This window comes from Streptomyces sp. NPDC018263, assembly GCF_055562575.1.
Genome location: NZ_JBVHFA010000001.1, coordinates 601,795 through 624,210 on the forward strand (window position 1 = coordinate 601,795; position 22,416 = coordinate 624,210).

Here is a 22,416-nt window from a genome sequence, read left to right on the forward strand (position 1 = left end):
GCGGGTGGCTCTGCGGGTGCCGGTCCTTCGCGGCCGGCCGCGCAGTTCCCCGCGCCCCTGAAAAGCTTTCGGCTCAGCCCGCTATACGCGTTGCCGTCGCCTTCTTGAGTTCCACCTCGCGCCTGCGCCTGCGGGCCAGGACCACGCGGCGCTCGGCCGCGGTCAGGCCGCCCCAGACGCCGTACGGCTCGGGCTGGAGCAGGGCGTGCTCGCGGCACTCGATCATCACCGGGCAGCGGGCGCACACCCGCTTGGCCGCCTCCTCGCGGGACAGACGCGCGGCGGTCGGCTCCTTCGACGGGGCGAAGAACAGACCGGCCTCGTCGCGGCGGCACACCGCCTCGGTGTGCCAGGGCGCGTCCTGATCCCTGTCTCGCGCCGGGCCCCGCTGGGCCGGAACGGCGGCTACCTGCGGGGACGAATGCGGCGGTTGCAGCACGGTCTACTCCTGACGACGAATTCGCTAGCGAGAGACGATGCAGCAAGCCCTACCCGTTGTACGCGCGCCTATGCACTGCGTTCCCAACCACCGGCGCACGACGGCTTGTTCGGCGTCAGTGCCCCAGGTGTCTGCGCAGCTTTCGGTCCACCTTGTCGTGCGCCCGCTCGACCTGGCCCTGGACCCGGTCGAGGATGTCCGCGACGAACCGGCCGCGCCGGGGCCGCGCCTCCACATTGCCCAGCACCGACCAGCCGTCCACATAGATCACCGGCGCGTCCGACTGCACCGAGTCCAGCGTGCTGACCTCGAAGTTGCCCAGCACGCTGCCGCCGGTGCCGCGCAGCGACACGTTCTCCGGGACCCGGATCTGGACGTCCCCGAAGACCGATACCGCCTTGATCACCACCTGCTGGTACTCGAAGACGGCCTCGCTGAGGTCTATCTCCACGCTGCCGAACACCGCGAAGGCGTGCACCCGGCGACCGGCGCGCCAGCGGCCCCGGCGCACGGCGCTGCTGAAGACGGCGACCACGCTGGTGTCGGCCTCGGCCGGGAGGGTGCCGGGCCGCGGACGGGGCGGGGCGGAGGCGTACGCGGGTCCGGCCGGGCGGTCGTGCGCGGCGGGCAGATCGCGTATGAAGACGTCCAGCTCGCCGACGGTCTTGGTGTGCAGCACCCCCTCCACCCGCTCGGCGTGCTCCTCGGCCGTCAGCCGGCCCTCGGCCAGGGCCTCGCGGAGGATGTCGGCGACCCGGTCGCGGTCGGCGTCCGAGGCGCGCAGGTCGGCCGGGGGCGGGGCGGTGTCCGCGGGCTGCGCGTGCTTCTGAAGGTCCACGAGAGCAGAGTACCGAAACGCGATAGATCGCGACTAGGGCCTGTGGACAACTACCGGGCAACGTTGCCGGGGCCCCGGACGGCGACGCCGGACAGCGGCGGCGGGAGGCAAGTGAGTCTTACCTCACCAGAGCATTGTCCGAGCCGGGTTCTACGCTGGACAGGCCCGCCAGCGTCGGCGGGCGCCGTCCGTCGAGTGAGGAATGGGCTGAGATGCCTGAGTTCGCGTACACCGATCTGCTCCCCCAGGGAGAGGACACCACGCCGTACCGGCTGGTGACCTCCGAGGGCGTGTCCACCGTCGAGGGGCCGGACGGGCGGACGTTCCTCAAGGTGGAGCCGGAGGCGCTGCGCAAGCTGGCCGAGGAGGCCATCCACGACATCCAGCACTACCTGCGCCCCGCCCACCTCGCCCAGCTCCGCCGGATCATCGACGACCCCGAGGCGTCCGGCAACGACAAGTTCGTCGCGCTGGACCTGCTGAAGAACGCGAACATCGCCGCGGCCGGCGTGCTGCCCATGTGCCAGGACACCGGCACGGCGATCGTCATGGGCAAGCGCGGGCAGAACGTGCTGACCGAGGGCCGCGACGAGGAAGCGCTGAGCCGCGGCATCTACGACGCGTACCTGAACCTCAACCTGCGGTACTCGCAGATGGCTCCGCTCACCATGTGGGAGGAGAAGAACACCGGCTCCAACCTCCCGGCGCAGATCGAGCTGTACGCGACCGACGGCGGCGCCTACAAGTTCCTCTTCATGGCGAAGGGCGGCGGCTCGGCCAACAAGTCGTTCCTGTACCAGGAGACGAAGGCCGTCCTGAACGAGTCCTCCATGATGAAGTTCCTGGAGGAGAAGATCCGTTCGCTGGGCACGGCCGCCTGCCCGCCGTACCACCTCGCGATCGTGGTCGGCGGTACGAGCGCCGAGTTCGCGCTCAAGACCGCGAAGTACGCCTCCGCGCACTACCTGGACGAGATCCCGGCCGAGGGCTCCGCGCTCGGGCACGGCTTCCGGGACAAGGAGCTGGAGGAGAAGGTCTTCGAGCTGACCCAGAAGATCGGCATCGGCGCGCAGTTCGGCGGCAAGTACTTCTGCCACGATGTCCGCGTGGTGCGTCTGCCCCGGCACGGCGCGTCCTGCCCGGTCGCCATCGCGGTCTCCTGCTCGGCGGACCGCCAGGCCGTCGCGAAGATCACCGCCGAGGGCGTCTTCCTGGAGCAGTTGGAGACGGACCCGGCGCGCTTCCTGCCGGAGACGACGGACGAGCACCTCGACGAGTCCTCGGACGTCGTCAAGATCGACCTCAACCAGCCGATGGACACGATCCTCGCCGAGCTGACCAAGTACCCGGTCAAGACCCGTCTCTCGCTCACCGGCCCCCTGGTCGTGGCCCGCGACATCGCGCACGCCAAGATCAAGGAGCGGCTGGACGCGGGCGAGGACATGCCGCAGTACCTCAAGGACCACCCGGTGTACTACGCGGGCCCGGCCAAGACCCCCGAGGGGTACGCCTCCGGTTCCTTCGGCCCGACCACGGCCGGGCGGATGGACTCCTACGTGGAGCAGTTCCAGGCGGCCGGCGGCTCCAAGGTGATGCTGGCCAAGGGCAACCGCAGCAAGCAGGTCACCGACGCGTGCGACGCCCACGGCGGCTTCTACCTCGGTTCCATCGGCGGCCCCGCCGCCCGCCTCGCCCAGGACTGCATCAAGAAGGTCGAGGTCCTGGAGTACGAGGAGCTGGGCATGGAGGCCGTCTGGAAGATCGAGGTCGAGGACTTCCCGGCCTTCATCGTGGTCGACGACAAGGGCAACGACTTCTTCCAGGACCCGGCGCCCGCGCCGACGTTCACGAGCATCCCGGTCCGGGGCCCCGGTCTGGCCTGAGACCCCTCCTGGGGGGCCGATCCGGTCGGCCCCCTAGGGTGCCCGCATGACTACCGAGGCTTATCTCTCCGGGTTGTTCGCGCTGGACGGCCGCGTCGCCGTCGTCACCGGGGGCAGCTCCGGCATCGGGCGGGCGATCGCCGAGGCGCTGGCGCGGGCCGGGGCCTCGGTGGTGGTCGTGGCTCGGGGCGAGGAGGCGCTGGAGGCGACCCGCGCCCAGCTCGCGGAACTCGGCTGCCGTGCCGGGTGGGTGAGCGCCGACCTCAGTACGCGGGACGGGGTGCGGGCTGCCGCCGAGGAGGTGGCCGGGGTGTTCGGGGAGCCGGACATCCTCGTCAACTGCGCCGGGATCAATCTGCGGCCGCCCTTCAGCGAGTTGAGCGACGAGGAGTGGGACCTCACCCTCGCCGTCAACCTCACCGCGCCCCATCTGCTGAGCCGGCGGTTCGGGCCCGGCATGGCCGAGCGGGGCTTCGGGCGGATCATCCACATCTCCTCCCAACAGGCGCACCGCGCCTTCGTCCGCTCGGGGGCGTACGGGGTGTCCAAGGGCGCGCTGGAGTCGCTCGCGCGCTCCCAGGCCGAGGAGTGGTCGCCGTACGGCGTCACCGTCAACACGCTGGTGCCGGGGTTCGTGATGACGCCGCTCAACGCGCGGCTGTCGTCCGACCCGGAGAAGGTGGCCGCGCTGGCCGCGCGGACGATGGTCGGGCGCAACGGCCTCGCCGAGGACTTCGCGGGCGCCGCCGTCTTCCTGGCGAGCCGCGCCTCGGGGTACGTCACCGGCCAGTCCCTCTTCGTGGACGGCGGCTTCTCGGTGCACTGAAAAGCGGGTGCGCTGAAAAGCGGGTTCGCTGAGAAGCGGGTGCACTGAAGACCCGTCCGGCCCTGCCCAGGAACATCACGGCGCCCCCGTTCGCTGTACCGGGTATGACCGACGAGTACCGCACCGAGCACGACTCCATGGGCGAGGTCCGCGTCCCCGCCCACGCCAAGTGGCGCGCGCAGACCCAGCGCGCCGTCGAGAACTTCCCCCTCTCCGGGCAGCGTCTGGAGCGCGCGCACATCGAGGCGCTGGCCCGGATCAAGGGCGCGGCGGCGAAGGTGAACGCCGATCTCGGCGTGCTGGACCGGGACGTGGCCGACGCGATCCAGGGCGCCGCCGAGGAGGTCGCGGCCGGTACCTGGGACGAGCACTTCCCGGTGGACGTCTTCCAGACCGGCTCCGGCACCTCCTCCAACATGAACGCCAACGAGGTCATCGCCACCCTCGCCGGCGAGCGCCTGGGCCGGGACGTGCACCCCAACGACCAGGTCAACGCCTCCCAGTCGTCCAACGACGTCTTCCCCTCCTCGATCCACATCGCGGCCACCGCCGCCGTGGTCCACGACCTGATCCCCGCCCTGGAACACCTGGCCGCCGCCCTCACCCGCAAGGCGGAGGAGTTCGCCGACGTGGTGAAGGCGGGGCGCACGCACCTGATGGACGCGACCCCCGTGACCCTGGGTCAGGAGTTCGGCGGCTATGCGGCGCAGGTGACGTACGGCGTGGAGCGGCTGCGTGCCTCGCTGCCCCGGCTGGCCGAACTCCCCCTCGGCGGCACGGCGGTGGGCACCGGCATCAACACGCCGCCCGGCTTCTCGGCGGCCGTCATCGAGGAGGTGGCGCGGGCGACCGGGCTGCCCTTCACCGAGGCCCGCGACCACTTCGAGGCGCAGGGCGCGCGCGACGGGATCGTGGAGACCAGCGGGCAGTTGCGCACCGTCGCGGTCGGCCTGACGAAGATCGCCAACGATCTGCGCTGGATGTCCTCCGGCCCGCGCACCGGCCTCGCCGAGATCCGCCTGCCCGACCTCCAGCCCGGCTCCTCCATCATGCCGGGCAAGGTCAACCCGGTCGTCCCGGAGGCGGTGCTGATGGTCGCGGCCCAGGTCATCGGCAACGACGCCACCATCGCCACGGCCGGCGCGGCCGGCAACTTCGAGCTGAACGTGATGCTCCCGGTCATGGCGAAGAACGTGCTGGAGTCGGTGCGGCTGCTGGCCAACGCCTCCCGCCTGCTGGCCGACCGCACCGTCGACGGCATCACCGCCGACCGCGACCGCGCCCGCGAGTACGCCGAGTCGTCCCCCTCGGTGGTGACCCCGCTCAACCGCTACCTCGGCTACGAGGAGGCCGCGCGGATCGCCAAGAAGTCCCTCGCGGAGCGGAAGACGATCCGTGAAGTGGTGCTGGAGGAGGGCTACGTGGAGCGCGGCGACCTGACGCTGGAGCAGTTGGACGAGGCGCTGGATGTCCTGCGGATGACGCGCCCGTGACGCCCGGCGAACGGCACCGCTGATTTCCCGCCACCTGTCCGGAAGGGTGACGCGCACCGCAGCACCGGGTGCTTCCGGCACCTAATATCTGTCCATGACGGACGACGAAGCGGTGAGACGAGCGGAAGCGGCCCCTACGGCGTACTGGACGCCCGGCACCCCGATCCTGTGGCGGTACCGGGAGAACGCGGGCGACGCGTTCCACATCGCGCGTCCCGTCACCGTCGTCCGGGACGACGCCGACCTGCTCGCCGTATGGCTGGCCCCCGGCACCGAGTGCGTCAAGCCGGCGCTCGCCGACGGCACCCCGGTCCACCTGGAGCCGCTGGAGTCCCGCTACACCAAGCCGCGCGTGGTGCGGCGGGACCGCTGGTTCGGCACCGGCGTGCTGAAGCTGGCCCGGCCCGGCGAACCCTGGTCGGTGTGGCTGTTCTGGGAACCGGGCTGGCGCTTCAAGAACTGGTACGTCAACCTGGAGCAGCCGCTCGCCCGTTGGGCCGGCGGGGTCGACTCCGAGGACCACTTCCTGGACATCTCCGTCCACCCGGACCGCACCTGGCACTGGCGGGACGAGGACGAGTTCGCCCAGGCCCAGCGGGACGGCCTGATGGACGCGGAGACCGCCGGGCGGGTGAAGTCGGCGGGACGGCGGGCGGTGGAGGTGATCGAGGCGTGGGGCTCCCCCTACACCGACGGCTGGCAGCACTGGCGGCCCGACCCGTCCTGGTCGGTGCCCGCGCTTCCGGAGGACTGGGACCGTACGCCCGCGCACGTGTCCTCATGAGACCCTTGATGCGCCCCCGGACCACAACCGTAGGATCGTCCTCCGCAAGGGCACCGAGGTACAACTACCGGAGTCTGCGCAGAGCCTGACCATATGTCACCGAGGGGCGGCAGCACGTGAGCGAGGGGTACGAGGCGGGCGGCGGCGCGGCCGGCGCGGGGTTCACCCGCTCGGCGGAAACCGCCCCTGACCACGCGGGAATTCCGTTCCTGGGGCACGTAATCCGGGTATCGGGACTTCGGCGGCATCTCCTGCGCGCCCGCCGCGCAGCCCCGGACGGACGGATTCGACACGCGTGACGGAGCAGCCCACTTCCTCCTGCGGACGCCCCCAGCCGGGCGTCGACCCCGCCGTGCGCGGGGCGCTGCTGGGCGCACCGGCCCAGACCCGGGGCGGCGAGGGCACGGGGAAGAACCAGAAGAAGGAGCGCCCAGTCAACGGCCCTGAGCACTCGCAGCCTGCCGCCGCCGAGCCCATGGGGGAACCTCCCGCGCGCGCGAAGTCCAGCGTGGGGGAACACCGTCCGCGGCCGGCGCCGGAGTCCATTCCCGCCCAGCCGGGCGCCGAGCAGGAGCGCGCACCGGGCGGCCAGGAGCGGCGTACCGGCCGCGGTGGCCCGCCCGGACGACCGATGCCGATGCGCCGTGACGGCGACCGGCTGCGGTTCGTCGGCGCGGCCACCCGGCGCATCGCCCGCGGTCTCGACCTGGACGAGATCGTCATGGGCCTGTGCCGCGCCACCGTGCCCACCTTCTCCGACGCGATCCTGGTCTATCTGCGCGATCCGCTGCCGGTCGGCGACGAGCGGCCCACCGGGCCGGTGGTGCTGCGGCTGCGCCGCACCGACCGGATTCCGGACGAGCGGGAGACCGAGGGCCTGCTGCTGCCGCCCGCGTTCCCGGAGCCGGACGCCGAGGCGGCGGCGCTGGCCGCGCTCTCGGGCCCGGCCGCGCTCACCGCCGAGCTGTGCGAGGTGCGCCCCGGCGGCGCGCTGAACGAGGTGCTGCGCGGGGTGCGCCCGGTGTTCGCGGACTCCCCCGCCGCCCGTGCCGCGCTGCCGGAACTGCTCGGTGAGGACGGCGAGGCGCTCGTACCGTCCGGACAGCGGGCGATCCTCGCGCCGCTGCGCGGACGGCGCCGGGTGATCGGCGCGGCGGTGTTCCTGCGCCGCCCGGACCGCCTGGCGTTCGAGGCGGAGGACCTGCTGGTGGCGGCGCAGCTCGCCACGCACAGCGCGCTCGGCATCGACAAGGCGGTGCTGTACGGCCGCGAGGCGTACATCGCCGACGAGTTGCAGCGCACCATGCTCCCCGAGACCCTCCCGCACCCCACCGGTGTGCGGCTGGCCTCGCGCTATCTGCCCGCGGCGGAGACCGCGCGGGTGGGCGGCGACTGGTACGACGCGATCCCGCTGCCCGGCAGCCGGGTGGCGCTGGTGGTCGGCGACGTGATGGGCCACTCCATGACCTCGGCCGCCATCATGGGCCAGCTCCGCACCACCGCGCAGACCCTGGCCGGTCTCGACCTGCCCCCGCAGGAGGTCCTGCACCACCTGGACGAGCAGGCCCAACGGCTCGGCACCGACCGCATGGCGACCTGCATGTACGCGGTCTACGACCCCGTCGCGCACCGCATCACCATCGCCAACGCCGGCCATCCGCCGCCGGTTCTGCTGCACCTGGGCGGCACCGCCGAGGTACTGCGGGTACCGCCGGGCGCGCCGATCGGCGTCGGCGGGGTGGACTTCGAGGCCGTCGAACTGGACGCGCCCGCCGGGGCCACGCTGCTGCTGTACACCGACGGCCTGGTGGAGTCCCGGCTGCGGGACGTGTGGACGGGCATAGAGCAGTTGCGGGAGCGGCTGACGGCGACCGCGCAACTGACCGGCCCGGACCACCCGCCGCCGCTGGAGGCGCTGTGCGACGAGGTGCTGGACATGCTCGGCCCCGGCGACCGGGACGACGACATCGCCCTGCTCGCGGCCCGCTTCGACGGCATCGCGTCCGGCGACGTGCGGTACTGGACGCTGGACGCGGAGGACGCGACACCCGGCAAGGCCCGCCGGCTGGCCCGCGAGGCACTGGCCGACTGGGGCCTCGCGGACCTCACCGACTCGGTCGAGCTGCTGGTCAGCGAGGTGGTCACCAACGCGGTGCGCTATACGACGCGTCCGGTGACCCTGCGGCTGCTGCGCACGGACGTGCTGCGCTGCGAGGTCGGTGACGACGTGCCGCAGCTCCCCCGGCTGTGCCAGGCGCGCGCCACCGACGAGGGCGGCCGGGGCCTGTACCTGGTCAACAAGCTGGCCCGGCGCTGGGGCGCGACCCGGCTGAGCGTCGGCAAGGTCGTCTGGTTCGAGCTGCACGGCGGCTGATCCCCGCCGACTCCGTCCCGTACGACGCGAAGGGCGCCCGGCACGATGCCGGGCGCCCTTCGCGTGCGCCGAGGTCCTACTGGCCGTCGTCCCGCGGCTTCGGGTCGAACGGGTTGCGCGGGGTGAAGCCCGGTGACGGCGGCTGGGTGGTCGGCGTCTGGCTCGGGCTCTGGGTGGGAGGCTCCGAGGTCGGTGTCTCGCTCGGGGTCTCGCTGGGCGTCTCGGACGGGGGTTCGGAGGTCGGCGGTTCGCTGCTCGGGGTCTCCGACGGCGTCCGGGACGGCGTCTCGCTGGGGGTCGGCGGCGGGGTCGGGGCGACGGCGGCACCCTGGGTGGTGTCGAGGTCGAACTCGGCCTGCCGGGTCACACCGAAGGTGTAGGCCGCCCAGATCTGGGCCGGGGGCCCGCCGCCGTTGACGCGGCCGCCGCCCATGGCGCCCTTGAGCGAGACATGGGCGAACCGCTTGACCTTCTCGCCCTCGCAGCCGGTGCCGCCGTCCTTGTGCGCCTCGCCGAACAGGCCGACGGAGGTGACGAGGTCGGGGGTGTAGCCGGTGAACCAGGCCGAGCGGTCGCAGTCGGAGGTACCGGTCTTGCCCGCCACCTGCTGCCCGGCCCGCAGCGGGTTGTTGGCCACGGACTGGCGGGCGGTGCCGTCGTCGACGACGCCGGTGAGCACGGATGTCACGGTGTCGGCGGTGGTCCGGTCGAGCACCCGCTCGCCGACCGGGCTCGGCAACTGGACCGTACGGCCCTGCTGTTCGGCCGACTTGATGATGCTCGGGGTGACCTTGCGGCCGTGGTTGTCGAGGGTGGCGTACATGCCCGCCATCTCCAGCGGGCTCGCGCCCATGGAGCCGAGGGTCTGCGCGGGGACCGCCTGCATGCCCTCGGTGTCCATGCCGAGCCGCTTCGCGGTGTCCATCACCTTGTCCATGCCGACGTCCACGCCCATCTGCGCGAACACGGAGTTGACGGACTTGTTCATGGCCGTCTGGACGCTGATCGGGCCGTAGTCGGCGTCGTCCTCGTTGGGCGGGGCGAAGCCGACGCGGGAGCCGTGGTCGAGGACCTGGCGGCGGCTGGTGCCGTCGTAGACGGTGCCGGCGCCGATGAGCGTGCCGGTCTGGGTGGTGGCGCCGTGCTCCAGCGCGGCCGCGAGGATGACCGGCTTGAAGGTGGAGGCGGGCTGGTAGTCGCGGCGAGTCGCGTTGCTGAAGAAGTGGTCGTAGTAGTCCTTGCCGCCGTAGAGGGCGACGATCCGGCCGGTCTTCGGGTCGACGGAGACCGCGCCGGCCTGGACGTCGGCGTCGACGGGCCGCTGCTTCGGCTCCAGCTTGCTGGTGAGCTGGGTCCTGACCGACTTCTCCAGCGCCGCCTGCTTCTTGCGGTCGACGTTGAGGGTGATGGTCCAGCCCTGCTCGTGGACCTTGGCCTCCGCCTCGGAGCGGGAGATGCCCTCTTGCTTCATGATCTGGTTCTGGAGCTGGGAGTTGGCCAGCGAGACCAGGTAGCCCTTCTGCCCGTCCATGCCGGGGGCGCCCTTGGGCTCCTTCGGCACCGGGAACTTCAGGGCGGCGCGCTTGCCCGCGTCGAGCCAGTGCTCCTTGACCATGTTGTTCAGGACGTAGTTCCAGCGGTCGGTGACCAGCCGCTTGCCGGTCGGCGTGGCGGTGGACCAGTCGTACTGGCTGGGGGCCTGGAGCAGCGCGGCGAGGTAGGCGCCCTGCTGGACCGTGAGGTCCTGGGCGTCGACGTGGTAGTACGCCTGGGCGGCGGCCTGGATGCCGTAGGCGCCGCGGCCGTAGTAGCTGGTGTTGATGTAGCCGGCGAGGATCTCGTCCTTGGACTTCTCGCGCTCCACCTTCAGCGAGATGACCATCTCCTTGAGCTTGCGGGAGACGGTCTGGTCCTGGCTCAGGTAGTAGTTCTTGACGTACTGCTGGGTGATGGTCGAGCCGCCCTGCTTGCCGCGCCCCGCGAGGGTGTTGAGCAGGCCGCGGGCGGTGCCCTTCAGGTCTACGCCGGGGTCGGTGTAGAAGGACTTGTTCTCGGCGGCGACGAAGGTGAGCTGCACCTTGCGCGGCACCTTGGAGAGGTCGACTATCTCGCGGTTGACCTCGCCGTCGCGGGCGAGGACGGTGCCGTCGCTGTACTTGTAGACGTTGCTCTGCCGCTGGGCGGCCACGTTGCCCGCAGGCACGTCGACCGACAGGTAGAGCGCGGCGAAGCCGGCCATGCAGAGCAGGCAGAGACCGAAGACCGTGCCGAGGATCTTCTTCCAGGTGAAGAGCCTGCGTATTCGGCCCTTGGCGGGCTTGCCGCCGGTGCCCTCGGACGACTCGGAGGCCGGGGCTGCCGAACGGCGTCCGGGTGCCGCGCGGTGGCCGCCGCGCTGTCGCGCTCGTCTCTCGTCCGCTCGTCCCATGGGTCCCTTGGCTCCGCTTCCGTCTCGGGGTCAGCTCCGAAAGCTAACACCCCTCTATGCGACAAAGAGCGCCCGATCCACTCTTTTACGGACGTGAGAATGAGCACCCACCCCAAAGGAACCGACGGGCAGGAAGGGTTCAAGGTTGCCCTCGGAGACGCCCGAAAAAGCGGAGTTGCCCGTTCCGCACCCCCTATGAACCGGGGGTATACACCGTGTGTAGAGTGCTCGCCATGTCCATCGGTCACACCCTTCTAGGACTCCTGGAGTCCGGCCCCCGGCACGGTTACGACCTCAAGCGGGCCTTCGACGACACCTTCGGCCACGACCGGCCGCTCGCCTACGGGCAGGTCTACGCGACCATGTCCCGGCTGCTGAAGAACGGCCTCGTGGAGGTCGACGGCATCGAGGCGGGCGACGGGCCCGACCGGAAGCGGTACGCCATCACCGACGCCGGCGTCACGGACGTCGAGCAGTGGCTCGCGAGCCCGGAGAAGCCGGAGGACTACCTCCGCTCGACCCTGTACACCAAGGTCGTACTGGCCCTGCTGACCCACCGCGACGCCGCCGACGTCCTCGACACCCAGCGCGCCGAGCACCTGCGCACCATGCGCGTGCTCACCGACCGCAAGCGCAAGGGCGACCTGGCCGACCAGTTGATCTGCGACCACGCCCTGTTCCATCTGGAGGCCGACCTCAGATGGCTGGAACTGACCGCGGCACGCCTGGACAGACTGCGCACGGAGGTGGTCGCATGACCCCGCCCGACGGCTCCCTGCTCGTCGCCCGAGACCTGCGCAAGTCCTACGGTCCCACCGCCGCGCTCGACGGCGCCGCCTTCTCGGTCCACCCCGGTGAGGTCGTCGCCGTGATGGGCCCCTCCGGCTCCGGCAAGTCCACCCTGCTGCACTGCCTCGCCGGGATCGTCCGCCCCGACTCCGGTTCGATCACCTACGCCGGACGCGAGCTGACCACGATGAGCGACACCGAGCGCAGCGCGCTGCGGCGCGGCGAGTTCGGCTTCGTCTTCCAGTTCGGCCAGCTCGTCCCGGAGTTGACCTGCGTGGAGAACGTGGCGCTGCCGCTGCGGCTGAACGGCACCCCGCGCAAGGAGGCCGAGCGGGCCGCGCTCACCTGGATGGAGCGCCTGGAAGTGGCCGACCTCGGGCGCAAGCGGCCCGGCGAGGTCTCGGGCGGCCAGGGCCAACGGGTCGCGGTGGCACGGGCGCTGGTCACCGGGCCCCGGGTGCTGTTCGCCGACGAGCCGACCGGCGCGCTGGACTCGCTCAACGGCGAGCGCGTGATGGAACTGCTCACCGACGCCGCCCGCTCGGCCAACGCCGCCGTCGTCCTCGTCACCCACGAGGCACGGGTGGCGGCCTGGTCCGACCGCGAGATCGTCGTGCGCGACGGCCGGTCACGGGACATGGAGCACAGCGCATGAGCGTGCGGCAGTACGCCCGCGACCTGGGGATGGGGGCCCGGTTCGCCGTGACCGGGGGGCGCGAGGGATGGGTCCGTACGGCGCTGACCGCGGTCGGCGTCGGTATGGGCGTGGCGTTGCTGCTGCTCACCACCGCACTGCCCGGTGTCGTCTCCGCGCGCCACGCGGTGGAGGAGGCGCGCGCCGACTACACGTTCGCCGTGCACCCGCTCCCCAAGGGCGACGACACCCTGCTGCTCGCGGACACCGGCACCTGGTGGCGGACCACGTCCGTTCGCGGCCGCCTCCTCGAACCCGAGGGCCCTAAGGCCCCGCTGCCGCCGGGCATCGACAGCTTCCCGGCCAAGGGCGAGATGCTGGTCTCCCCCGCGCTGGGCGAACTCCTCGCCTCCGGCGACGCGAAGCTGCTGCGCGAGCGGCTGCCGTACCGGATCACCGGGACCATCGGCGCGAAGGGGCTGCTCGGCCCGCGCGAACTCGTCTACTACGCGGGCGCCGAGGGCCTGAAGCCGAAGGCCGGGGGTGCCCGTACCGAGCGGCTGCGCGCGTTCGGCGACCTGCAGCCGGACACTGCGCAGGCCGACCCGGTGCTGCTGATGATGGTGCTGGTCGTGTTCGTGGTGCTGCTGATGCCGGTCGCGGTGTTCATTGCCGCCGCCGTGCGCTTCGGCGGCGAACGGCGCGACCGCAGGCTGGCCGCGCTGCGGCTGGTGGGCGCCGACAGCCGGACCACCCGGCGGATCGCGGCGGGCGAGGCGCTGACCGGCTCGCTGATCGGACTGGTCATCGGCACCGGCCTCTTCCTGGCCGGACGGCAGCTCGCCGGTTCGGTGACGGTCATGGGCGAGAGCTTCTATCCCGCCTACCTCGACCCCTCTCCCCTGCTCGCCCTGCTGGTCGCGCTCGCGGTGCCGGCGTGCGCGGTGCTGGTCACGCTGCTGGCCATGCGCGGGGTGGTCATCGAGCCGCTCGGCGTGGTCCGCACCGCCGTGCCCGCCCGGCGCCGGCTGTGGTGGCGGCTGCTGCTGCCGCTGGCCGGCCTGGCGCTGCTCTACCCCATGACCGGCCAGGGCCACTCGAACGGGGACTTCAACCAGTACCTCGTCATCGCCGGTGTCCTGCTGCTCCTGACCGGCGTCACCGCCCTGCTGCCCTGGCTGGTGGAACGCGCCGTCGCCCGGCTCGACCCGGGCCCGCTGTCCTGGCAACTGGCCGTGCGCAGACTCCAGTTGAGCAGCGGTACGGCCGCCCGTACGGTCAACGGGGTCGCGGTCGCGGTGGCCGGGGCCATCGCGCTCCAGATGCTGTTCGCGGGCGTGCAGGGCCAGTACGAGAAGAACACCGGGAAAGACCCGGCCCGCGCCCAGTTGGAGATCGCCCTGTCCGACCACACGCGGGTCGGCCCGGCCGCCGCGGCGGTCGCCCGGACCGAGGGGGTGCGGGCCTCGGTGGGTCTGGCCACCGCCTCGCTCGGCGAGAAGCCGCGCGACTCCGGTGCCGCGCTCGACCTCGTCGTGGGCGACTGCGCCTCGCTGCGGGAGCTGGCGCACCTGCCGTCCTGCCGCGACGGCGACACCTTCGCCCTCGCCAGTCCGGAGTACGGCACCGACTTCGACCGCTCGTCCCGCGACGCCGTGCTGCGCCCCGGTCACGACGCCTACATCGACCCCGGGTACGCCGAGATCGAGGGCCTCTCGGTGCCGATCACCGTCCCGAAGGACCTGCGCTGGGCCACGGCCCGCGAGGACTCGCTGATGCCCCGCGCCAACGGCCTGCTGGTCACCCCGGCCGCGCTCCCGGCGGCGGCCGAACCGGCGCTGTCCGGCGAGATCTTCGTACGCATGGACCAGGCGCTGCCGGACGTGCAGGAGTACGTACGCAACACCGCCGCGCGGGTCGACCCGGTCGCGGACATCATGGCCGTGACCCCGACCGAGACGTCCGCCCGGTACGCCTCGCTGCGCACCGGCATGCTGATCGGCGCCTCCTGCGTGCTGGTGCTGATCGGGGCGAGCCTGCTGGTCTCACAGTTGGAGCAGTTGCGCGAACGGCGCAGGCTGCTGTCGGCGCTGGTCGCGTTCGGCACCCGGCGCCGCACGCTCGGTCTGTCGGTGCTGTGGCAGTCGGCGCTCCCGATCGCGCTCGGCCTGCTGCTGGCCTCGGTGGTGGGCGTGGGCCTGGGCGCGGTGCTGCTGCGGATGTCGGCGGCCGAGGTGACCGTGGTCTGGCCCGAGGTCCTGGCGCTGACCGGCGTCGGCGCGGCCGTCGTCCTCGCGGTCACCCTGCTCACCCTGCCGCCCCTGCTCCGCATGACCCGCCCCGACGGGCTGCGCACCGAGTAACCCGTCAGTCCGCCGTGCCCACGATCCGTACGGGCAGGGGGCTCATCGCCTCGCGCAGGGCCGCGGCCAGCTCCTCGTACTCGGCGGAGCGGGCCGCGGCCGTGCGCATGGCGAGGGCGATCCGGCGGCTGGGGGCCGGGGCCGTGAAGGAGCTGGTGAGGACCTTGCTGCCGCGGGTCGCCTCCAGCCGTATCGCGGTGCGCGGCAGCAGGGTGCAGCCGAGGCCGCCCGCGACCAACTGGACCAGGGTGGAGAGCCCGGCGGCGGTCGTGGTGACCGGGGCCGCGCCCCCGCCCCGGATCTCCCGGCCGGCCTCCCGGCAGATCTCCAGCGCCTGGTCGCGCAGGCAGTGCCCCTCGTCCAGCAGCAGCAGATTCAGCTCGCGCAGCGCCTCGCGCGGGATGCCGCTGCGGCAGCCGAGTTCGTGGCCGAGCGGGGTGACGAGCACGAAGTCCTCGTCGAACAGCGGGAGTTCGCTCACTCCGGGCACGCCGAGGGGCACCGCGAGCAGCAGCAGGTCGAGCCGTCCGGAGTGCAGGCCCTCCAGCAGGCTGGCGGTCTGCTCCTCGTGCACCTGGAGGTCGAGCTGCGGATAGCGCTCGTGCACCAGACGCAGCACGGTCGGCAGCAGATAGGGGGCGACGGTCGGGATGGCGCCGAGCCGCAGCACCCCGGTGAAGGGCGCCCGTACCGCCTCGGCCTCCTCCAGCAGCGCGCCCATCTCGGCCAGTACCGCCTTGGCCCGCACCGCGAGCCGCTCGCCGGCGGGCGAGAGCAGCACCTTGCGGGTCGTACGCTCCACCAGGGCCACGCCGAGGGTCTCCTCCAGCGCGGCGACCGCCCCGGACAGCGCGGGCTGGCTCATCCCGATGGCGGCGGCCGCGTCCCTGAAGTGCAGGTGCTCGGCGACCGCGGTGAAGGCGCGCAACTGCGCCAGGGTCGGCTGCTTCCGCTTGCCGCTACTGATGGTCACTGATAGCCACCTCCGATCAACCAGGCCGAGTGTAGCTATTTCACTAATCAATCCACCCTGTGCCACCATCGGCCCAGTCCAACCCATGGGAGACATCCCGCAAGCTGGGGTGTCCCCGCGCTGCAAGGAGAGCACGTGCTCACTGTCGGTGACAAGTTCCCCGAGTTCGAACTGACCGCCTGCGTCTCGCTGGAGAAGGGCAAGGAGTTCGAGACGATCGACCACAAGACCTACGAGGGCAAGTGGAAGATCGTCTTCGCGTGGCCCAAGGACTTCACCTTCGTGTGCCCGACCGAGATCGCGGCCTTCGGCAAGCTGAACGACGAGTTCGCCGACCGTGACGCGCAGGTCCTCGGCTTCTCCGGTGACTCCGAGTTCGTCCACCACGCCTGGCGCAAGGACCACCCGGACCTGACCGACCTGCCGTTCCCGATGATGGCGGACTCCAAGCACGAGCTGATGCGCGACCTGGGCATCGAGGGCGAGGACGGCTTCGCCAAGCGCGCCGTCTTCATCGTCGACCAGAACAACGAGATCCAGTTCACCATGGTGACCGCCGGCTCCGTCGGCCGTAACCCCAAGGAGGTCCTGCGGGTCCTCGACGCTCTCCAGACGGACGAGCTGTGCCCGTGCAACTGGAGCAAGGGCGACGAGACCCTCGACCCGGTCGCGCTGCTGGCGGGTGAGTGACCCGTGTCCCTCGACTCGCTGAAGTCCCGCGTCCCGGACTACGCCAAGGACCTCAAGCTCAACCTGGGCTCGGTCATCGGCAACTCCGACCTCCCCGCGCAGCAGCTCTGGGGCACCGTGCTGGCGACCGCGATCGCCTCGCGCTCCCCCATCGTGCTGCGTGAGCTGGAGCCGGACGCGAAGGCCAACCTCTCGCCCGAGGCGTACGACGCGGCCAAGTCCGCCGCCGCGATCATGGCGATGAACAACGTCTTCTACCGCACCCGGCACCTGCTGTCGGACCACGAGTACGGCACCCTGCGCGCCGGGCTGCGGATGAACGTCATCGGCAACCCCGGCGTCGACAAGGTCGACTTCGAGCTGTGGTCCTTCGCGGTCTCCGCGATCAACGGCTGCGGCATGTGCCTCGACTCGCACGAGCAGGTGCTCCGCAAGGCCGGTGTCGAGCGCGAGGTGATCCAGGAGGCGTTCAAGATCGCCTCGGTGATCCAGGCGGTCGGCGTCACCCTTGAGGCCGAGGCCGTCCTGGCCGAGTAGTACCCCCGCCCGAAGGCCCCGCTCACACCTGCTGAGCGGGGCCTTCGGTGGTTTCGCGGGTGTCCTCGGGGGCGGTGCCGACCGGCGCCGTCTCGGCCGGGACGGCGCTCTCGTCCCCGGCCGCCGCGGCCGCCGGGTCCCCGATCTCCGTCGCCGGCCAGTCCTGCTCGGCCGAGTACTTCCGCAGGTACCCCACCACCGTGTTCGTCACCGCCACCAGCGGAACGGCGACCACCGCGCCGCCGATGCCGGCCACCATGCCGCCGGCCGCGACCGTGAGGACCACCGCGAGCGGGTGGACCCGCACCGCCCGGCCCAGGATGAACGGCTGGAGGACATGGCCCTCGATCTGCTGGACCGCGAGCACCACCACCAGCGTCATCAGCGCGGTGAACACACCCTGCGTCACCAGCGCGACCACGATGGCGAGCGCGCCGGAGGCGACCGCGCCGACCAGCGGGATGAACGAGAACAGGAAGATGAAGACCGCCAGCGGCACCGCCATCGGCACATCGAGGAAGTAGATGCCGAGGCCGATGAATATGGCGTCGATCAGCGCGACCAGCACCGTGCCGCGCACATAGGCGGTCAGGGTGTCCCAGGCGCGCGGACCGGCACCGGCCACACCCGGACGGGCGGCGGCGGGCACCAGCTTCAGGAACCACTCCCAGATCCGCCTGCCGTCGTAGAGCAGGAAGAGCGTCGAGAAGAAGACCAGCAGGATGCCGGTCAGCGCCTCGACGACGACCTGGACTCCCTCCAGACCGGCGGACGTTATCTGGTCGGTGTTGGCTCCGACGGCCTCGCGGAGGTTCTTGGCGATCTGGTTGATCTGCTTGTCGGTGACGTGGAACGGGCTCTTCAGCAGCCAGTTGCGCAGATCGTCGATGCCGTTCTGGATCTGGCTGGAGAGGGTGTCGATGTTCTCCATGACCTGCCAGGTCACGAACCAGCCGAGCAGCCCGATGATCACGAAGCCCGATATGGCGGTCAGCGCCGTCGACGGACCGCGCGGCATGCCGTACCGCATCAGCCGGGCCACGGTCGGCTGGAGCAGGGCGGTCACCAGCAGGGCGACCACGAAGGCGAACACCACGAGCTGGACGGCGCTGATGACCCTCATCAGCACCCAGACCGTGCCGGCCAGCACCAGCAGCCGCCAGCCCGCCTCGGCCGCGACCCGCACTCCCCACGGCACGGCGTGCGCGGGGTCGGGGCGCGGGGCGGGCGGGGCCGGACGGGGCGCGGGTACGGACACCGCCTCGGGCGGTCCCTCGGGTCCGGCGTGTTCCTTCTGGACCTCGGCGCGGCGCTCGTCCAGGCGCTCGCTCATCTCGGTCAGTCCGGCACCGAGCCGTCCGAGCCATCCTGGCATTCGCGTCATGTTCCGTACCCTTCCCCCGCGTTACTGGCCCACTCCGGCGCGCTTCGTCACGCGGCGGAGCCGTGCGAGGACGACCGTACATGGCGAAAGCCCCTCACCCCGTGAGGGGGAGGGGCTGCGCGCGGCCGGTGTCAGGACCCGGCTCTAGTACCAGTGGTTGGCCTGCCAGAAGGTCCACGCCTCGCACGGGCTGCCGTAGCGGCTGTCCATGTAGTTGAGGCCCCACTTGATCTGGGTGGCCGGGTTGGTCTGCCAGTCGGCGCCGACCGAGGACATCTTGGAGCCGGGCAGGGCCTGGAAGAGGCCGTAGGCACCGGAGGAGGCGTTCACGGCACGGTAGTTCCAGCTCGACTCGTGGTCGACGATGTTGCTGAAGCACTGGAACTGGCCGGCGCCCACCATCTGACGGGCCATGGCCTGGATCTGGGCGACGGAGTAGCTGCTCTGGGGAGCGAAGCTGGAGGCGTCGCGGACATCGCTGCGGCTGGCGGCGGCGGCCTTGGTCTCGGCACGCTCCTTCGCCAGCTCGGCCGCCTTCTCGGCGTCCTTCTTCTTGGCGATGGCCGTCTCGGCGGCGGCCTTGCGGGCCGCTGCCTCCGCGTCCTTCTTGGCGCTCGCGTCGGCCGCGATGGCCTGCGCGTCCGCCTGCTGCGTCAGGGACGCGGTCTGAACCTGCGCCTGCTGATCCGCGGGGAGCTCAGCGAGGAGCGTGGTGTCGGCAGCCGTCGGCTCGGCGTCATTGTTCTGCGCGACGCTGCCCGAGGCAACTCCGACGACGCTTCCTACGGCGGTGACCGCGGTGGCGGAGGCCACTGCGAATCCCCGGACCGAAATCCGGCTCACACGGTTTCCTTCCAGCATCGCCCGCTTCGGTGACCGTGGCGGACGCAATCGTGCCCCCGACACTGGCCTCCCAACTGAAGGGTCACAGGAGACACGGGCCCGGTGGGAACTCCCGCACGGGGAGCGCCGCGTGATGCTCGGGCGGCATACGACGACGCTATGGAGTTGGCGACTTGCTCCGTGGATCGCGCCTGCCGGGGGGCTGGAACGTGCCTCGGGGTACAGGTGTGTCGTATGCGGGGCCTGACAGGACTGAGACTCTGCCGTAACCCGGCGGCGAGTGGCAATTCCGGGTTGCGTGTGAAAGCTCACACCTCGTTTGGCCCAAGGGAATTCAGGAAATACCCGCGCACGCAGACGCCGCCCGGCTAAGCTCTTCGGCTTCGCCGGGCGGCGCCCGTGGTTGTCCGAGGACGGGTCAGATGTGGCCGTCCTCCAGCATTTCGGTCACCAGCGCCGCGATCTGGGACCTTTCGGACCGGTTCAGCGTGACGTGCGCGAAGAGCGGGTGCCCCTTCAGCTTCTCCACGACGGCCACCACGCCGTCGTAGCGGCCGACACGCAGGTTGTCCCGCTGCGCCACGTCATGGGTGAGCACCACCCGCGAGTTGGCGCCGATCCGGGAGAGCACCGTCAGCAGCACGTTGCGCTCCAGCGACTGCGCCTCGTCCACGATCACGAAGGCGTCGTGCAGCGAACGGCCGCGGATGTGGGTGAGCGGGAGGACCTCCAGCATCCCGCGCGCCGTGATCTCCTCGATGACCTCCCGGCTGGTGACCGCGGAGAGCGTGTCGAAGACCGCCTGGGCCCAGGGGCCCATCTTCTCCGACTCGCTGCCCGGCAGATAGCCGAGTTCCTGCCCGCCGACCGCGTACAGCGGCCGGAAGACCATCACCTTCTGGTGCTGACGGCGCTCCAGGACCGCCTCCAGGCCGGCGCACAGCGCCAGCGCCGATTTGCCGGTGCCCGCGCGGCCGCCCATGGAGAGGATGCCGACGTCCGGATCGAGCAGCAGGTCGAGCGCGATGCGCTGCTCGGCGCTGCGGCCCTTGATGCCGAACGCCTCCCGGTCACCGCGCACCAGCCGGACATTGCCGTCCGGGGTGACCCGGCCGAGTGCCTTGCCGCGCTCGGACTGGATGGTCAGTCCGGTGTGCACGGGCATCCCGGACGCCTCCGGGACGAACACATGGCCCTCTTCGAAGAGGATGTCCACCTGTTCACCGGGGAGCGTCAGCTCGGACATGCCGGTCCAGCCGGAGGAGTCCGTGATGGCGAGTTCGGCGCGGTACTCCTCGGCCAGCAGGCCGACCGAGGACGCCTTGATCCTGAGCGGCAGGTCCTTCGACACGACGGTGACGTCGAACCCCTCGGCCTGGAGATTCCGGGCCACCGCGAGGATGCGGGAGTCGTTGTCCCCCAGGCGGTAGCCGCTGGGCAGCACGCTGGGGTCCGAGTGGTTGAGCTCGACACGGACGGTCCCGCCGAGTTCCCCGATCGGGATGGGGGCGTCGAGTCGGCCGTACCTGACCCGGTAGTCGTCCAGCAGGCGCAGGGCCTGGCGGGCGAAGTAGCCGAGTTCGGGATGGTGCCGCTTGGCCTCCAGCTCGGTGACCACGACGATCGGGAGCACTACCTCGTGCTCCTCGAACCGGGTCACGGCGTTGGGGTCGGCCAGCAGGACGCTGGTGTCGAGAACATAGGTGCGCCGGTCGGGCTTGTGGCGCTTTGTGCTGGTCACCACGGAAGGACGTACCCCCTCGGATGAGGTCGGGGAGCGACGAGGTGGAACTGGACCGGTCTGTGGTCCCCGCGCGCGGCGGGCCGCAGACCGGCCCTCCGCCACTGCTGCCGTGCACGCGAGGCACGGTCGGGCTGGTGCAAAGGACCTCCCGGGCGGGCGACCCCGTGCCGCCCGCTGAGTCCGACGCCCGTGGTTCGGGCGTCGGCCTGAGAGCGTTATGCCCTCGAACGCGGGTGACCATGCAGAAGCGGCCACCGGCAGGCCGGTGAACTCCTTGTTACTTCCGGGCGAGGGCGGGTAGACGTGGCCCCCTCGCCCGGGCTCCGCCGGGCTCCGGTGGGGTCAGCCGCCGTAGCGGCGGTGCCGGGCGGCGTAGTCGCGCAGGGCACGCAGGAAGTCGACCTTGCGGAAGGCCGGCCAGAAGACCTCGCAGAAGTAGTACTCCGAGTGGGCGGTCTGCCAGAGCATGAATCCGGAGAGCCGCTGCTCACCGCTGGTGCGGATCACCAGGTCGGGGTCGGGCTGGGCGCCGGTGTAGAGGTGGCGGCCGATCATGTCGACGTCCACGGACTCGGCCAGCTCGGCCATGCTGACGCCCTTGTCCTGGGCGTCGGCCAGCATGGAGCGCACGGCGTCGGCGATCTCCTGGCGGCCGCCGTAGCCGATGGCGACGTTGACCACTATGCCGTCGACGTGGGCGGTGCTCTCCTGGGCCTGCTTGAGGGTTCGCTGCATCCCGGCGGGCAGCAGGTCGGGGGTGCCGACGTGGTGGACGCGCCAGCGGCCGTCCTCGGCGAGGGTGCGCACGACACCGTCGATGATGTCCAGGAGGGGGCCCAGCTCGTCCTGCGGCCGGTCGAAGTTGTCCGTGGAGAGCAGCCAGAGGGTGACGACCTTGACGTCGGTCTCGTCGCACCAGCCGAGGAACTCCTCGATCTTCTCGGCGCCGGCCCGGTGGCCGTGGACCGTGCTGGAACCCGCGGCCTTCGCCCAGCGGCGGTTGCCGTCCATGATGACGCCGATGTGCTCCGGCACCGACGCGTGGTCCAGGTGACCTTCCACCCGGCGTGCGTAGACCCTGACCAGCAGGCCGCGCAGCTTGTCGCGCAGGTTCACGTGAGAGCCCCTCCAAAACGCCGCGGTTGCGGTTCCCGCGGACGCCGAGCCTACCCGCGCGGCGCGCGCCCAAGAAAAACGGGCCGGTCCGTGGGGGGGGAGACGGACCGGCCCGAGGGGGGGTTTCCACCATAACCCTTCGTGAGGGCAGAAGCGTGCCCCGGCGCGCCACAACTACGCTGCGGAGTCACCCGGCGACGCCGTGGTGAGCGCGGAATGCTTGGTTCAGGGGTATCCGGTGGCCGGTTCACACCGGATTCCCAGGCGATCCGTCCTCT

General features: G+C 71.3%; 18 protein-coding genes. 10 read left to right on the plus strand and 8 right to left on the minus strand.

The features are described 5' to 3' along the window. Positions 1 to 73: 73 nt before the first annotated feature. Positions 74 to 439, minus strand: coding sequence for a WhiB family transcriptional regulator (locus ACZ3HQ_RS02755; protein WP_361651298.1), 366 nt, complete (start codon positions 437 to 439; stop codon positions 74 to 76). Positions 440 to 554: 115 nt separating this feature from the next. Further along, positions 555 to 1,277 (minus strand): DUF1707 SHOCT-like domain-containing protein, encoded by a 723-nt coding sequence (locus ACZ3HQ_RS02760; RefSeq protein ID WP_467507359.1) that lies wholly within the window; start codon positions 1,275 to 1,277, stop codon positions 555 to 557. A gap of 212 nt (positions 1,278 to 1,489) precedes the next feature. On the opposite strand from ACZ3HQ_RS02760, the gene ACZ3HQ_RS02765 reads away from it, so the two are divergent. From ACZ3HQ_RS02765 to ACZ3HQ_RS02785, 5 genes are all read left to right on the plus strand, one after another. After that, positions 1,490 to 3,160 (plus strand): fumarate hydratase, encoded by a 1,671-nt coding sequence (locus ACZ3HQ_RS02765; RefSeq protein WP_467507360.1) that lies wholly within the window; start codon positions 1,490 to 1,492, stop codon positions 3,158 to 3,160. Positions 3,161 to 3,206: 46 nt separating this feature from the next. Further along, the gene (locus ACZ3HQ_RS02770) at positions 3,207 to 3,986 is read left to right on the plus strand and encodes an SDR family NAD(P)-dependent oxidoreductase (RefSeq protein ID WP_467507362.1); all 780 of its coding nucleotides are present in this window, start codon (positions 3,207 to 3,209) and stop codon (positions 3,984 to 3,986) included. A 104-nt stretch (positions 3,987 to 4,090) separates the two neighbouring features. Beyond that, entirely contained in the window at positions 4,091 to 5,479 is a 1,389-nt protein-coding gene (locus tag ACZ3HQ_RS02775; protein ID WP_467507363.1) for a class II fumarate hydratase, read from the plus strand. A gap of 94 nt (positions 5,480 to 5,573) precedes the next feature. Further along, complete coding sequence (gene fomD / locus ACZ3HQ_RS02780) at positions 5,574 to 6,263, plus strand: cytidylyl-2-hydroxypropylphosphonate hydrolase (protein ID WP_467507364.1); 690 nt, start codon at positions 5,574 to 5,576, stop codon at positions 6,261 to 6,263. A gap of 295 nt (positions 6,264 to 6,558) precedes the next feature. Beyond that, positions 6,559 to 8,637 carry an ATP-binding SpoIIE family protein phosphatase gene (locus ACZ3HQ_RS02785; protein WP_467507366.1) on the plus strand — a complete coding sequence of 693 codons (2,079 nt, stop codon included), beginning with the start codon at positions 6,559 to 6,561 and terminating at the stop codon, positions 8,635 to 8,637. Positions 8,638 to 8,713: 76 nt separating this feature from the next. Here ACZ3HQ_RS02785 and ACZ3HQ_RS02790 read toward each other — a convergent pair whose 3' ends face one another. Further along, positions 8,714 to 11,065 (minus strand): transglycosylase domain-containing protein, encoded by a 2,352-nt coding sequence (locus ACZ3HQ_RS02790; RefSeq protein ID WP_467507368.1) that lies wholly within the window; start codon positions 11,063 to 11,065, stop codon positions 8,714 to 8,716. Positions 11,066 to 11,298: 233 nt separating this feature from the next. Between ACZ3HQ_RS02790 and ACZ3HQ_RS02795 the strand changes: the two genes are divergently transcribed. The 3 genes from ACZ3HQ_RS02795 to ACZ3HQ_RS02805 are packed head-to-tail and all read left to right on the plus strand — an operon-like array spanning position 11,299 to position 14,851. Next, on the plus strand, positions 11,299 to 11,823 hold the full coding sequence (locus tag ACZ3HQ_RS02795; RefSeq protein ID WP_467507370.1) for a PadR family transcriptional regulator: 525 nt from the start codon (positions 11,299 to 11,301) through the stop codon (positions 11,821 to 11,823). Then, positions 11,820 to 12,509: an ABC transporter ATP-binding protein gene (locus ACZ3HQ_RS02800; protein WP_467507372.1), complete on the plus strand. Its 690-nt coding sequence runs from the start codon at positions 11,820 to 11,822 to the stop codon at positions 12,507 to 12,509. The genes ACZ3HQ_RS02795 and ACZ3HQ_RS02800 overlap by 4 nt, the downstream gene beginning before the upstream one ends. Further along, the gene (locus ACZ3HQ_RS02805; RefSeq protein ID WP_467507374.1) at positions 12,506 to 14,851 is read left to right on the plus strand and encodes an ABC transporter permease; all 2,346 of its coding nucleotides are present in this window, start codon (positions 12,506 to 12,508) and stop codon (positions 14,849 to 14,851) included. Before ACZ3HQ_RS02800 ends, ACZ3HQ_RS02805 begins: the two co-directional genes overlap by 4 nt. A gap of 4 nt (positions 14,852 to 14,855) precedes the next feature. Here ACZ3HQ_RS02805 and ACZ3HQ_RS02810 read toward each other — a convergent pair whose 3' ends face one another. Next, the gene (locus ACZ3HQ_RS02810) at positions 14,856 to 15,824 is read right to left on the minus strand and encodes a hydrogen peroxide-inducible genes activator (protein ID WP_467507376.1); all 969 of its coding nucleotides are present in this window, start codon (positions 15,822 to 15,824) and stop codon (positions 14,856 to 14,858) included. Between the two features lie 135 nt (positions 15,825 to 15,959). Here ACZ3HQ_RS02810 and ACZ3HQ_RS02815 point away from each other — a divergent pair, with 135 nt between their 5' ends. Both ACZ3HQ_RS02815 and ACZ3HQ_RS02820 read left to right on the plus strand, forming a co-directional pair. Next, positions 15,960 to 16,514 carry a peroxiredoxin gene (locus ACZ3HQ_RS02815; RefSeq protein WP_030806994.1) on the plus strand — a complete coding sequence of 185 codons (555 nt, stop codon included), beginning with the start codon at positions 15,960 to 15,962 and terminating at the stop codon, positions 16,512 to 16,514. Between the two features lie 3 nt (positions 16,515 to 16,517). Next, on the plus strand, positions 16,518 to 17,051 hold the full coding sequence (locus ACZ3HQ_RS02820) for an alkyl hydroperoxide reductase (RefSeq protein ID WP_467507378.1): 534 nt from the start codon (positions 16,518 to 16,520) through the stop codon (positions 17,049 to 17,051). A gap of 22 nt (positions 17,052 to 17,073) precedes the next feature. On the opposite strand, the gene ACZ3HQ_RS02825 is transcribed toward ACZ3HQ_RS02820, so the two are convergent. The 4 genes from ACZ3HQ_RS02825 to ACZ3HQ_RS02840 form a co-directional block, all read right to left on the minus strand. Continuing rightward, positions 17,074 to 18,426 carry an AI-2E family transporter gene (locus tag ACZ3HQ_RS02825; protein WP_467507971.1) on the minus strand — a complete coding sequence of 451 codons (1,353 nt, stop codon included), beginning with the start codon at positions 18,424 to 18,426 and terminating at the stop codon, positions 17,074 to 17,076. Positions 18,427 to 18,579: 153 nt separating this feature from the next. Continuing rightward, positions 18,580 to 19,296 (minus strand): aggregation-promoting factor C-terminal-like domain-containing protein, encoded by a 717-nt coding sequence (locus ACZ3HQ_RS02830; RefSeq protein WP_135783927.1) that lies wholly within the window; start codon positions 19,294 to 19,296, stop codon positions 18,580 to 18,582. A 400-nt stretch (positions 19,297 to 19,696) separates the two neighbouring features. Then, positions 19,697 to 21,022, minus strand: a complete 1,326-nt coding sequence (locus ACZ3HQ_RS02835; protein ID WP_467507380.1) for a PhoH family protein — start codon at positions 21,020 to 21,022, stop codon at positions 19,697 to 19,699. Positions 21,023 to 21,364: 342 nt separating this feature from the next. After that, positions 21,365 to 22,138: an isoprenyl transferase gene (locus ACZ3HQ_RS02840; RefSeq protein ID WP_467507382.1), complete on the minus strand. Its 774-nt coding sequence runs from the start codon at positions 22,136 to 22,138 to the stop codon at positions 21,365 to 21,367. Positions 22,139 to 22,416: the final 278 nt, after the last annotated feature.